Here is a 12,556-nt window from a genome sequence, read left to right as displayed (position 1 = left end):
GGAGCCCGGCGGAGCAATCTGCCGGGCTTTTTCATTTATATCCTCCCGGAACGGGGAGGAGAGGCTGGATTGAAACGATCGCGCTTCCCTGCCAAGCTTAGCCTATGAAAACACTCCCGCTCTTGTTCGCCTTTTTGTCGTCGACAGCGCTCGCCCAGGCGACGCCGCATTTTGATCCGGCGCGCTTGTCGCACCATGTCGAGATATTGGCGTCGGATGCTTATGAGGGGCGGGGGCCTGCGACTGCGGCCGAGCCCAAGACCATAGATTATATCGTCGGCCAGTTCAAAGCGATTGGTATCCAGCCTGGCGGCGACCTGAAGGGCGGCACGCGCGCGTGGACGCAGGACGTGCCGCTGCTGCGCGCCTCCATCACCGGCACGCCGACGCTCAGCATCACCAGCAACGGCACGGTCATTCCGCTGGCCCAGGGCGATCAGATCGCGGTGCGCGCGGCGATGACCGGCGAAAAGCAGGTCACGCTCCACAACGTCCCGCTGCTGTTCGTCGGCTACGGCACCAGCGCACCCGAGCGGAAATGGGATGACTTCAAGGGCGTCGATGTGCGCGGCAAGCTGCTGGTCGTGCTGATCAACGATGCCGATTTCGAAACCGGCTCGGGCGATTTCGGCGGCAAGGCGATGACCTATTATGGTCGCTGGACCTACAAATATGAGGAAGCGGCGCGGCGCGGGGCCGCCGGCGTGCTGATCGTGCATGAGACGGCACCGGCTTCTTACGGCTGGGCGACGGTCAAGAATTCCAACACGAACACGATGTTCGACATCGTGCGGGCCGATCCGAAGGCGGCGCACACGCCATTCGAAAGCTGGATTCAACGCGATCTGGCGGTGAAGCTGTTCGCGGATTCGGGCTTGGATTTCGAGGCAGCGAAGAAGGCAGCGCAGAGCCGCGACTTCAAGCCGATGCCGCTCAAAGCAACGCTGTCGGCCAATTATGCGGTCCAGTCGGAGACGATCGTGTCACATAACGTCGTCGGGCGGCTGACTGGCGCCAAGCATCCGGATGAGACGGTGGTCTATTCGGCGCATTGGGACCATCTCGGCATCGGTCAGCCCGATGCGAAGGGCGACCGCATCTATAACGGTGCGGTCGACAATGCCGATGGCATCGCCGTGCTGATCGAAATGGCGCGGGCCTTTGCCGCCGGCCCGAAGCCGGACCGATCGATCCTGTTCCTGGCGGTGACCGCCGAGGAGAAGGGCCTGCTGGGATCCGAATATTATGCCGCCAATCCGCTCTATCCGCTGGCGACCACGGTGGGCATGCTCAACACGGATGCTCTGAGCACCGCCGGCCCCGCGCGCGACTTCACGATTTCGGGCAGCGCCAAGCTGGGCCTGCTCGACGATCTGATCGCGGAAGGCGCGAAGCAGGGACGTACGTTCACGCCCGATCCGCAGACTGAGGCCGGCCACTTCTACCGCTCGGATCACTTCCCGATGGCCAAGCGTGGCGTGCCCGCCATTTCGATCGGCAGCGGCGAGGATCTGGTGCAGGGCGGCAAGGCCGCCGGCAAGGCCGAGAGCGAAGCCTATGTGCGCGATAAATATCACCAGCCGGCCGACGAATGGACGCCTGACTGGAATGCGAGCGGCCAGGCACTGGATGCCGAGCTTATCTATGCGCTGGGACAGCGGCTGGCCAATTCGCGCGAATGGCCGAACTGGAGCGCGGATAGCGAATTCAGGGCAATCCGCGACACGTCGGCTGCGGCCCGAAAACCTTAGATTCAGTGTCGACGACCGCGCGATCATAGCTCGGCCGTAGCTTTCCCGAGCGACGATACGGCGCCGGAACCTTCGCGCCGTCCTGCGGTTTTTTGAAGCAGAGGGAGATCAACATGACGCGAATGACGCCGCTGGTGGTCACACTGGCCGCCGCCGCGCTGCTGGCCGGCTGCAACCGTTCCAGCAAGCCGACCGAGCCTGCCGCCAGCACGCCGGCGGCGACCCAATCTTCGTCAGCCGACCCTGCCCAATCCGCTTTGGAAAACGGGGGCATGGCCAATCAGGGTGATTCGCTGATCGAGCAGAATGATCGGGCGATCGCCGAGAATAAACGGCTGATCGCGCAACTGGGCCGCTACCAGTCGGAAAATTTCGAAAAGTATGAACAAGTGCGCAAAGACTGCGAAGCGAAAGTACAAGGTACTCTTGCGGACAGCGCGGCTCCGGCGGTTGCGCGCTGCATAGAAGCGGGGTGGAAGTAAGGCGGCAGTTCTGCCGCACATTGATCTTGTAGGTAGCTCAGGAGGAGAGATACGTGGCGAGCCAGCGTTTTCAGGAGTTCCAAACAGCGGTTACGCTCGCGGACAATGACTGGCGGACGACTGTCGGCAACCCTTATGTCGTGGCCTACACTCAGGCATACACCAAATATAAGGAAGTTCTCGACCAGCAGAGGGACTCCGACAAGGAGGCGGGCGAATTGTTCGTCACTGCCGCTTGCGTCGCCACCGGTTCGATCTTGCTCGGCAGCATCGGCAGCGTGACGCTGAGGATGCTTGCCAAGCGCACGGTGGTGACAGTGGCGCGCCGCACCCTGAACGACACCATGTTCCGGCTGTTTCGGTCGGTTCGCAAGAATGACGGCGTCGCCTTCGCCGTCGGCGCTTTTGTCGATGGGCTGAAGGACAAGGCGAAGGAGGGGGCCGAGAAGATCGTCGAAGATTATATGCATTCGGTGAACGGCCTCATCACGCCGGAGCCGCTTGTCCAATATCTTCAGCTCGACTCATTCATGCGCGCCAATCAGAATTGTGCCCTACGCATGGCGCAGCTGATCGAGGATGATCGCTCGATGAATGAAGCCCAGAAGAACGAGGCCTATCGCCATCTGCGGTCTTCCCCCTTCCTGAAGAAGCCAGTCCGCCGCAGCCCGCCGTTCAAGGCGAGCATGGCGGAGATCATCGAACTGACCTTCTATCTTTCCGCTATGCTGGAGACGGACAGTCTGGTCAGCACGAGCGGCGGGGTGCCCAATCCTTATGGCAGCGGCACGTCGGCCAAATCGACGTCCCAGCCGATCCAGCAGCGGCCGCTGGCGAAGGATTATCCGAAGCCCAATATTCCGCCGCCCACCCTCTCCGGATATCAGCCCGCTTATCAGCATATCGCCATCGAGCGGGCCGGCGGCGACGTGCAGAAGCGCACGAACGAATTGTCCAAGAAGATCTTCGGGAAGGAGGTCTATGGATCGACGCTGTGGGGCCTCGGCGGTCCGGCAGACACGGAGAAGGACACGGAGCTTCAGACGGCTGACCGCATGCTTGCGCAGATCGCGATCAAGATGAAGCCGTTGAGCCCGATGGAGGCGATCGCCTGAGGGACAGCTGAAGCGTTACAGCTGCGCCCCCGTAATCGGCGGGGGCGACCTGGCAGCGCGCGCTCCAAATCGCCTTCGAGCTTGGCGATCGATCGTCGACCGCAAAACGCTGTGCTGGCATTCTGCGATGCGTTGTGTTCCGTGGCTCGCCCACGTGCCCTAGGTTGATATCGTCGGACTGGCAGGTGAATGCGGGCGGCGGGGGGGCGTTGAAGGGATGAGCATGACCTTCTTGCAGCTGCGTCTTCTGGTGCCGGCCGGCTTAGCCTTGGCCTGTGGCTGGGCTGCGCCGACGATGGCCAAAGCGGGCTGCGATGCGATCGACGTGGCAACCTATTTCCAGGATGAGGATAACGGCATGGGCGACTTCGCCGGGAAGATCCTCACGCTGGATGACGGCGGCACCGGGCCCGTGCCGATCATCCATGCGGTCGTCGAACAACGGGTGCGTGGGAGTTACAGAGGATCGAAGATCATCATAAGCCCGAGCCACCCTTCCGCATGTGATTTCGTCCCGAACAAGGGTGAGGGCGCGCTTCTGGTCGGGCGGATCGTCGCCTGGGAAGATGGTGTGCCCGTGATCGATCCCCTGCGGTCGGAAACCGCGCGGCAGCGTGCCGAGCGTGGCAAGGACGATGACCTTCGTTCGGAGCCTCCGCCACCCAAATTGCCACGGCGATGATCGTAGCCCGCGCGGCGCAAGCCAGTTCAACATCGGCAGCCGCGCTTTGAATGGCGCGAGCCTATCGGCGGATAAATCTTCAAATAGAGGAGGGGATGCTGTTATCCCGCCGACGACCTCACGGATGGGAAAGATGAATGCGGCTGCGTCACTGTCTGAACCTGATCCCGCTGCTCTTGCTGGTTCCTACCGGGGCGGACGCGCGCCGTCTCCCCGCCCAGGGTAAGCACACCTCGTCTGCCGCGCCCGCGCAGACGAAGGCCATGTGGCGCTACAGCTGCGACGTAGAGCAGACGCTAAAAGGCGGCACTGTTTCCCTCAGTCGGATTTATACCGAAGATGGTCAGCCCGATGCCGGCGATTTCATGCGATGGAACCAGCGTGGCTATGATCCGCAAAAGACGCAGCGACCGCTTGAGCTGGAGCTTGGCTATATCTGGGATCAGGCAACGCAACCGGCGATCGATTTGCGCAGGATCGAAATCAAGGTTCGGGTCGGCATCGACGCGGACCTGCCAGAGGTGTCGTGGATCCAGATGCAGCGACCGTTCCCGGTCGAGCCATATGGCGTCATCGGCAGTACCGCGCTCTCGACCCAAGTTTTTCCCTATACCCACGACGCCCATAACGGGCACGGCGAGCTGCCGCTCGGCGATCTGCTCGCTTATGCAGACGGCTATGACGCGCTCGACTGGACCCTGATCCGTCCGTCCGATCGGCTGGGCGCTGGCCCGGAACTGGCGCGCGGCACGCTGGACGTCGCGGCTCTCCGCGAGGCGGTGGCGGCACTGCCCGCGCTGCGAACCGCGCTCGCGGTGAAAACGGCCAGGCCCATGGATCGGTGCGAGCGGGTGCAGTGGCCTAACTTTGTCGTGGAATGATGCGGGACGGGTTTGGGCCTCTGCCTGCCGAAACGCCCGGCTTACATCGCGCACGTTCCTCGGCGGCATGACGTGCATGTAGCGGCTACGAAGATGGTGGTGGATGGAGCGGGTAGCGGGAATCGAACCCGCGTATGAAGCTTGGAAGGCTACCGCTCTACCATTGAGCTATACCCGCGCGGGCATCCCCATGCCATCGGCAGGCGCCTGCGGTCAACGCTTCTGGCGCAATTGATCCGACAATGTGCGGATCGCCTGGGGATAAGACGGCCCGCCGCAATCGGCCAACTGGCCGGGAAGATAGAGCCGCGGAATGTCCGCAATGGCGGGATGATCGAGCATCGCGCTGCCGATGTCGCGGGCCGGCTTGCCGCCGGTGATCAGGAAATCGGGGCGCGCCGCGACCATGTCCTCAAGCGAGAGATTGGACAGAGCGGGGCGATGGAGCTTGGTGGCGAGGTTGACCAGGCCGACACGGCGCATCATCTCATCCATCAGCGTGCCGCCGCCGGATAGGTAGCCGCGCCGCTGATAATCGGCGGCGACCCGGTTTCGGCCCGACTTGGGAATGGCGGCGAGGGCCTTGTCCATCCGCCGGATAAGCGCTTCGCCACGTTCAGGATGGCCTACGGCCTGAGCCACCAGGCGGACCTGGGTTTTGATGTCGGCATAGCTGTTGGCGGGCGGGAGGACGAGGATGCGGGACGTCAGCCCGGCATGGATGGCGGCATCGGCCTGGCCCGGCCAGCCGGTCAGGAGCAGATCTGGACGATGGGCCAGCAGGGTCTCTGCCGACGCGCCGATGGCCGGGAAGCGTGCCGCCTCGGCAGCGATCGGCGACATGTCCGGCCGGTGCGACAGGCGCGTCAGACCGCTAATCTGGCCGGGATCGGCGAGCGCGACCAGATATTGATCCGCACAAAGGTTGATCGACGCGACCCGACGCGGTGGCATGGACTGGGCCGCCGCGGCGAGCATGAAGAACAGGCAGGCCAGCGGGCGGAGCATTGTCTGCCTTTAGGCATGGATCGCATCGCGATGAAGCACCATCCGACACGCGTCGCTTCAAGCCTGCTCGACTTCCCCGGCTGGCGCCGTAGGAAGCAGGACGTGACACGATCCGCGGTCTCGATGAACCTGTTGTTGGCGGCGCTCGCGGCGGCCTGTGCGGCGGTGTCGCTGGGCATCGGGCCGGCGCACCTCGGCTGGGAGCGGTCGTGTGCGGCGCTGACGGGCGGGGGCGATCCGATCGCGCGCACGATCGTGTGGGAGCTACGGCTGCCGCGGGCGTTGTTGGCGTTGATGGTCGGCGCGATGCTTGGCGCGGCCGGCGCGGCGCTGCAGGGGTATCTGCGCAACCCGCTGGCGGACCCTGGCGTACTCGGCACATCGAGTACCGCCGCGCTGGGCGCGGTAATCGCGCTTTATTACGGCTTCGCGGTCGCAAGTCCGTTGGCGGTGCCGCTGTTCGCGATTGCCGGCGCGTTGGCGGGGCTGGTGCCGCTTTTGCTGCTGGCCGCGCGCAGTGAGGGGCCGCTGACGCTGATCCTGGCGGGCGTGGCGATCGCGACGGCCGCCGGTGCCGGAATCAGCCTGGCGCTCAACCTTGCGCCTAATCCGTTTGCCGCGGTCGAGATCATGACCTGGCTGATGGGCAGTCTGGCGGACCGATCCTTCCTGCACGTCTGGCTGGCGCTGCCCTGCATCATCGTCGGCCTTGGCCTGATCCTGCTGCAGGGGCGGGCGCTGGATGCGCTGACTTTGGGGGAGGAAGGCGCGATCGCGCTCGGCACCGATTTGAGGCGCACACGCCTCTGCCTGCTGATCGCCACCGCGGTCGGGGTAGGCGGAGCGGTGGCGGTGTCCGGCGCGATCGGCTTTGTCGGACTGGTGGTACCGCATCTGGTGCGCCCGCTGACCGACCGCCGGCCGTCGTCCTTGCTGGTCCCGTCCGCGCTTGGCGGCGCGGCGTTGCTGGCGGCGGCAGATGCGCTGGTGCGGACCGTGCCGACGTTGGAAGAACCACGGTTGGGCGTGGTCACCGCGCTGATTGGCGTTCCGATCTTCCTCCATCAGCTGATCCGGGCGCGGCGGCAATGGTGACGCTGGATCAGGTTTCGGTCACACTCGACGGCCGCCAGGTCGTGGACCATGTCAGTGCCGCGCTTGGGGACGGCGTGATCGGCCTGATTGGGCCGAACGGCGCGGGCAAATCGACGTTGATCCGGGCGATCGCCGGGCTGATGGCCTATGAAGGCGTGATCACAATCGATGGAAGGCCGGCCCCCCTGGCCGCACGCGAGCGGGCGCGGCGGATCGCCTATCTGCCGCAGGGGCAGACGATCCACTGGCCGCTCACGGTGGAGCGACTGGTGGCATTGGGCCGATTGCCGCATCTGGCACCGTTCGCGCGGCCGGGTGCGGTGGACGGAGTTGCGATCGCGGCGGCGCTGGAGCGCACCGAACTTACCGCGCTGCGCGATCGGCCGATCGATCAGCTCTCCGGCGGGGAACGGGCGCGCGTTTTGCTCGCAAGGGCGCTGGCGGTGGAGGCACCGTTGCTGCTTGCCGACGAGCCGCTCGCCGCGCTCGATCCATCACATCAGATCGAGGTGATGGGGCTGCTGCGCGGCGAGGCGGCGCGGGGCGCGACTGTGATCGCAGTGTTGCACGATCTGACGATCGCCGCGCGCTGGTGTGACCGGTTGCTGATCCTGAACGAGGGGCGGCTGGTGGCTGACGGCAGCCCCGACGTGGTCCTCAACGCGGAGCGGATCGCCGCTGTCTACGGCGTGACGGCGCATCTCGGCCGCTCCGGCGGAGCGCCGATCGTGGTGCCGCTGAACCGCGTGGCCGGCAGCCCAGCGGCGGATCAGACTAGAGGCTGACCTCGCCCTCGTCCTCGCCATCCCAATAATGGACGCGCTTGGCGTGCACCTTGATCAGGATGAGGCCTGCCGTGTCGATACCGTCCGGGAACCAGCGATCCAGGTCCTTTGTCCAATGCTGTTCGAACTCGCCCTTGTCGCGGATCAATTCGGCCGCGCCTTCGACGGCCACGAAGAAGGGGCGCATGCCGAGCATCCCTGCCTTGCCCTGGAAGGACAAGCCGACCTGGTTGTCGCGGCGGATATCCGCGACCGTGTGCGCATCGTCATAGCTGAAATAATAGCTGTCGCCGTCATAATCGACCTCGCGATTGTTGCTCATCGGCCGCGCGGCGATGCTGCCGTCGGCAGCCCGGGTGGAAAACATGGTGAAATCGATGTCGCGCATCTGCTCAGAGATGTCGGCGAGCGTCTTTGTCATGGATCAAGCTCCTGTTTTGGAGTTGAACGCTTCGCCTGCGCCGGAGGTTCAGCGGCGTTACCGTCAACCAGGATGCACTGCCGATGCCCACGATCCTCCTTCTCACCATCTCCAACATCTTCATGACGACCGCCTGGTATTGGCACCTGAAGGGCGGGGCGCACAAACAGCTGTGGATGGTGGTGCTGATCAGCTGGGGCATCGCTTTCTTCGAATATTGCCTGGCCGTCCCTGCCAATCGCCTGGGCTACGCAAGCGGCTGGACGGGCGGCCAGCTGAAGATCGCCCAGGAAGCGATCACGCTTATCATCTTCGGGATCTTCATGGTTTTGGTGCTGGGTGAACCCCTGCACTGGCGCCACGCGGCGGCGTTCGTGTGCATCATGGCAGGCGTAGCCTTCCTGTTCGTCGGCAAAGCTTGAAACGAGCCGATCCCACGCCCACAGGAGCAGGATGGCACTGATCCTTGGGCTAGAATCTTCCTGCGACGAAACGGCGGCGGCCGTGGTGACCTCTGATCGGCAGGTGCTGTCGCACAAGCTGGCGGGGCAGGAGACAGAGCATCGTCCTTATGGCGGTGTCGTGCCAGAAATCGCCGCGCGCGCCCATGTCGAGGTGCTGACGCCGCTCACGCAGGCAGCCCTGCAGGAGGCCGGGGTGACGCTGGATCAGATCGACGCAATCGCCGCCACGGCCGGACCCGGCCTGATCGGCGGCGTCATGGTCGGTCTTGTCACCGGCAAGGCGCTGGCGATGGCGGCGGGCAAGCCGCTCATCGGGATCAACCATCTGGAAGGCCATGCCCTGTCACCGCGGCTGGCCGATCCCGAGCTTGCCTTCCCCTATCTGCTGCTGCTGGTCTCCGGGGGCCATTGCCAGCTGCTGGAGGTGCGCGGCGCCGGTGACTATCGGCGCCTGGCGACAACGATCGATGACGCCGCCGGCGAGGCTTTCGACAAATCAGCAAAGTTGCTTGGTCTGGGCTTTCCCGGCGGCCCGGCCATCGAAGCGGCGGCACGGATCGGCGATCCAGGGGCCGTGCCACTGCCACGCCCGCTGCTGGGATCGGCTGAGCCGCATTTTTCGTTCGCCGGGCTGAAGAGCGCGGTGCTGCGCGCGCGTGATGCCGGTGTCCATTCGGCGGAAGACATTGCCGCATCCTTCCAGCAGGCGGTGATCGATTGCCTGACCGATCGTACCCGCCGCGCGATCGGGCGGGCGCCGGGCATGAACGCGCTGGTGGTGGCCGGCGGGGTGGCGGCCAACGGCGCGATCCGCGCCGCGCTGCAGGGATTGGCGGCGCAGCATGATTTGCGTTTCGTGGCACCACCCCTGTGGCTCTGCACCGACAATGCCGCGATGATCGCGTGGGCGGGGGCGGAGCGGTTCGCCGTCGGCCTGAGCGATCCGCTCGACATGCCGGCGCGTGCGCGCTGGCCGTTGGATCCGACGGCGGAAAAGGCGCGCGGGGCGGGGGTGAAGGCATGAAGATCGGCGTGATCGGGGGCGGCGCCTGGGGAACGGCGCTGGCGCAGGTTGCCGCCGCGGGCGGCGACGTTCTGCTTTGGGCACACGAACAGGATGTCGTCGATGCGATCAATCGCGATCATCTGAACCCGATCTTCCTGCCCGATATCATCTTGTCGCCGGTCATCCGGGCGACGCACGACCTAGCCGATGTCGCCGATTGCGAGGCGTTGCTGGTCGTCACCCCGGCGCAGCATATGCGGCGGATCCTGGCGGCGGCCCCGGTCGGTCGACGGCCCTTGGTCCTCTGTTCCAAGGGGATCGAGGCAGAGACGATGGCGCTGATGTCCGAAGCGGCGGCAGAAACCTGCGCCGATGCGCCGATCGCGGTTCTGTCTGGCCCCACATTCGCCGCGGAGGTTGCGCGGGGCCTGCCGACGGCGGTGACCTTGGCCTGCGCGCAAGAGGCTGTGGCGACGCGGCTTTCAGACAGGATCGCGCGGCCTGGCTTTCGTCCTTACCGCTCCAGCGACGTCATCGGTGCCGAGATCGGCGGCGCGGTCAAGAATGTGCTCGCGATCGCCTGCGGCGTGGTGGAGGGCGCGGGGCTCGGGAAAAATGCCCGCGCAGCGCTGATCGCGCGCGGCTTTGCCGAGATGACCCGCTTCGGGCTGGCGCGGGGCGCGCGGCCCGAAACGCTCGCCGGGATGTCCGGACTCGGCGATCTGGTGCTGACCTGCTCGTCCGAACAGTCGCGTAATTTCTCGCTGGGCCTCGGCCTCGGCAAGGGCGGCGATGCCGCCAGCCTGATGTCCGACCGCCGGACGATCGCGGAAGGCGCCTTCACCGCCCCGGTTCTGGTGGAAGCCGCTGGCAAGGTGGGAGCGGAAATGCCGATCTGCGAGGCGGTGGCGGCGCTGCTGGCCGGCCGGGTCGACGTGCGCACCGCTGTCGAGGCGCTGCTGGCGCGCCCGCTCAAGGACGAAGCCGTCTAGCGCAAGGCGCGGGCCGCCAGAGCATCGCAATTCGCGTCCGGCGCCGGATCGGCATGTTTGCCGGCAATGGCATTGCCGATCAGCTTGAGCGCGGTGCCGATCGTCTTCGGCACATTCTGTGGCACAACTTTCGGGTCTGACAGCGTGCCCGCGACGACGATCGGTATGTCTAAGCGGACGGCGCGGTCCAGCTTTGGCTCGCCGGCGAGGCGGAGGTTGAGCCGCTCGCTCGCCAGATTTATCGATCCCTTGCCTTCGGTGCGCGAGACATTGGTGTCCAGCAACAGCGGCGCTACGGTCGCCAAGCCGTTGCGCACGTCCAACCGCGCGATCAGGCACCGCAATCCTGCCTTGTCCGATTTGTCCTCAAACAGCGCCCGGCCGACATCAGAGCCCAAGAGCAAGGCCGCACGCCGGTTGAGTGCGCCGTCGCGGCCAACGACGGCGATGCTGCCATTGCCCCGGCCAATCGCCGCACGCACCGTCCGGCCATAGCCCTGCATGTGGATACGCGCTGTCAAACCGCCGGAAGCAAGATCGCCGAGCATGGCTTCCAGCCGCCCGTCCCGCACGCGCAGATCCATCGACAGCAAAGGTGTTCCGCTTTGGTGGCGCACCCGAATATGACCAGTCATCCGTCCCCGCTGGAGGGTGACGACGATCGGCTCGGCGGTGAGCACGCCATGATCCAGCGTCAGTGTGCCCCGCGCGGCGCGGAAGGTGGACGGCTGCTTGAAGAGCAGGCGCTGGACATCGAACCGGATGGTGCCGTCCGTCTTCTGCATATGGTCAAGGTGGATCGCGGTATCGGGAAAGATGCGCGGTCCGAATGCCTTGCGCTTGGCCGCGGCACGGGCAAGCCCTTCATCGGACGCAAGATCATCGAAGTCGAGCCCGGTGGAGGTGACCGTCGCATCCAGGCGCGTTCGTCCATCCCGCTTGGCGACGGCGACGTCGCCCACGAACGTTGAGCGGCCCACCTTCAGATCGAGCTTGCGGATCGTCCAGTCGCTGCGGTCGTGACGTAGATCGGCCGTCAGCCGCGCCGGCTGCGTTCCTGGCAATCCGGCCTCGATCAGCAGATCGAGATGCTCAAGATTGTCGCCCCATGCGGTGGCGTGCGCATCGAAATGCGCGAGGCTGAGTGGCCGATCCATCTGTCCGACCAAGGTGCCGTTGGCGATCCGTGAGCGATAGTCGAACCGAAACGGCCAGCGCCCATTGCCGGTGATGGGCGCTCCGGCCAGAGCGATGGTCGATGGCGCACCGGCGAGGCTGCCCGTGCCGGCGAGACGCAGCCCCTTGTCGTCGATACGGAAGCCGGCGGAAAAGCGGTGATCTCGCTTGCGATCATCCAGGGTGAGCAACCCGTTGCTAACGGTGATGTACGGCGTCGCGCCGCTGCCGCCGCCACCACCGCCGGGCGCAAAACCCTTCCAATTGGCATAAGTGGCGTCGCGCCGAACAAGAGCGATCCGCAGGCCGTCAATATCGATCGCTTGGGGACGCGCCTGACCGAACAGCAAGGGCAGGATAGGCAGCCGTATCTGTGCCGATCGCACGGCAACCATAGACCCACCGCCGACCCAGGCGGGTTGCGCCACCCTGATATCGGAGACGCGCAGCACCGCGGTTGCGAAGCCATGATCGACCCGCTTCACCGCGCCGATCGTCACAGGTCGCCCCAGACGTCGCGACAAGGCCGATTCCATCGGCTTTCGCAGATAAGCCCAGCCAAAGGTGAGAAGCAGAAGCGCGATCACCAGCAACGTGACAATCACGCCGAGGATCGCGAAAGATGCGCGTCGATGACGCTGAAAAAAGGCCGCGGCGCGCATTATTGCCGAGACGCACGGAACCTCAGGTTCGTTCCG

General features: G+C 65.2%; 13 protein-coding genes and 1 tRNA gene. 10 read left to right on the top strand and 4 right to left on the bottom strand.

Going from position 1 to position 12,556, the window contains the following annotated elements; translation table 11 throughout:
* The first annotated feature begins 104 nt into the window (after window positions 1-104).
* The 5 genes from ACOJSI_RS19195 (at window position 105) to ACOJSI_RS19175 (ending at window position 4,911) form a co-directional block, all read left to right on the top strand.
* Entirely contained in the window at window positions 105-1,751 is a 1,647-nt protein-coding gene (locus tag ACOJSI_RS19195) for a M28 family metallopeptidase (protein ID WP_420139924.1), read from the top strand.
* A 122-nt stretch (window positions 1,752-1,873) separates the two neighbouring features.
* Window positions 1,874-2,233 carry a hypothetical protein gene (locus ACOJSI_RS19190; RefSeq protein WP_420139923.1) on the top strand — a complete coding sequence of 120 codons (360 nt, stop codon included), beginning with the start codon at window positions 1,874-1,876 and terminating at the stop codon, window positions 2,231-2,233.
* 53 nt (window positions 2,234-2,286) lie between these two features.
* Entirely contained in the window at window positions 2,287-3,348 is a 1,062-nt protein-coding gene (locus ACOJSI_RS19185) for a hypothetical protein (RefSeq protein ID WP_420139922.1), read from the top strand.
* 223 nt (window positions 3,349-3,571) lie between these two features.
* Window positions 3,572-4,030 carry a hypothetical protein gene (locus ACOJSI_RS19180; RefSeq protein WP_420139921.1) on the top strand — a complete coding sequence of 153 codons (459 nt, stop codon included), beginning with the start codon at window positions 3,572-3,574 and terminating at the stop codon, window positions 4,028-4,030.
* A gap of 137 nt (window positions 4,031-4,167) precedes the next feature.
* Window positions 4,168-4,911 (top strand): hypothetical protein, encoded by a 744-nt coding sequence (locus tag ACOJSI_RS19175; RefSeq protein WP_420139920.1) that lies wholly within the window; start codon window positions 4,168-4,170, stop codon window positions 4,909-4,911.
* 104 nt (window positions 4,912-5,015) lie between these two features.
* Here the strand turns inward: ACOJSI_RS19175 and ACOJSI_RS19170 are convergent.
* Both ACOJSI_RS19170 and ACOJSI_RS19165 read right to left on the bottom strand, forming a co-directional pair.
* Window positions 5,016-5,089 (bottom strand) — tRNA-Gly (locus tag ACOJSI_RS19170).
* Between the two features lie 35 nt (window positions 5,090-5,124).
* Window positions 5,125-5,919 carry an ABC transporter substrate-binding protein gene (locus ACOJSI_RS19165; RefSeq protein WP_420139919.1) on the bottom strand — a complete coding sequence of 265 codons (795 nt, stop codon included), beginning with the start codon at window positions 5,917-5,919 and terminating at the stop codon, window positions 5,125-5,127.
* Window positions 5,920-6,042: 123 nt separating this feature from the next.
* Between ACOJSI_RS19165 and ACOJSI_RS19160 the strand changes: the two genes are divergently transcribed.
* Together ACOJSI_RS19160 and ACOJSI_RS19155 are read left to right on the top strand one after the other, a co-directional pair.
* Window positions 6,043-7,014, top strand: a complete 972-nt coding sequence (locus ACOJSI_RS19160; protein WP_420139945.1) for a FecCD family ABC transporter permease — start codon at window positions 6,043-6,045, stop codon at window positions 7,012-7,014.
* The gene (locus ACOJSI_RS19155; protein ID WP_420139918.1) at window positions 7,008-7,799 is read left to right on the top strand and encodes an ABC transporter ATP-binding protein; all 792 of its coding nucleotides are present in this window, start codon (window positions 7,008-7,010) and stop codon (window positions 7,797-7,799) included. Before ACOJSI_RS19160 ends, ACOJSI_RS19155 begins: the two co-directional genes overlap by 7 nt.
* Here the strand turns inward: ACOJSI_RS19155 and ACOJSI_RS19150 are convergent.
* Entirely contained in the window at window positions 7,789-8,220 is a 432-nt protein-coding gene (locus ACOJSI_RS19150) for a pyridoxamine 5'-phosphate oxidase family protein (RefSeq protein ID WP_420139917.1), read from the bottom strand. The two genes, ACOJSI_RS19155 and ACOJSI_RS19150, sit on opposite strands and share 11 nt — an antisense overlap.
* Before the next feature lie 83 nt (window positions 8,221-8,303).
* Here ACOJSI_RS19150 and ACOJSI_RS19145 point away from each other — a divergent pair, with 83 nt between their 5' ends.
* From ACOJSI_RS19145 to ACOJSI_RS19135, 3 genes are read left to right on the top strand one after another with little or no spacing between them, the layout of a single operon-like run.
* The gene (locus ACOJSI_RS19145; RefSeq protein ID WP_420139916.1) at window positions 8,304-8,642 is read left to right on the top strand and encodes a DMT family protein; all 339 of its coding nucleotides are present in this window, start codon (window positions 8,304-8,306) and stop codon (window positions 8,640-8,642) included.
* A 31-nt stretch (window positions 8,643-8,673) separates the two neighbouring features.
* Window positions 8,674-9,708 (top strand): tRNA (adenosine(37)-N6)-threonylcarbamoyltransferase complex transferase subunit TsaD, encoded by a 1,035-nt coding sequence (gene tsaD / locus ACOJSI_RS19140; protein ID WP_420139915.1) that lies wholly within the window; start codon window positions 8,674-8,676, stop codon window positions 9,706-9,708.
* Window positions 9,705-10,682 carry an NAD(P)H-dependent glycerol-3-phosphate dehydrogenase gene (locus ACOJSI_RS19135; RefSeq protein ID WP_420139914.1) on the top strand — a complete coding sequence of 326 codons (978 nt, stop codon included), beginning with the start codon at window positions 9,705-9,707 and terminating at the stop codon, window positions 10,680-10,682. The genes tsaD and ACOJSI_RS19135 overlap by 4 nt, the downstream gene beginning before the upstream one ends.
* Here ACOJSI_RS19135 and ACOJSI_RS19130 read toward each other — a convergent pair.
* Entirely contained in the window at window positions 10,679-12,520 is a 1,842-nt protein-coding gene (locus ACOJSI_RS19130) for an AsmA family protein (RefSeq protein WP_420139913.1), read from the bottom strand. The genes ACOJSI_RS19135 and ACOJSI_RS19130 overlap by 4 nt on opposite strands.
* Between the last annotated feature and the right edge of the window lie 36 nt (window positions 12,521-12,556).

The organism is Sphingomonas sp., assembly GCF_048595155.1.
Classification (GTDB): Bacteria; Pseudomonadota; Alphaproteobacteria; order Sphingomonadales; family Sphingomonadaceae; genus Sphingomonas_I.
The sequence above is the reverse complement of the archived record's forward strand: the minus strand, read 5'-3'. Positions and strand labels throughout refer to the sequence as shown.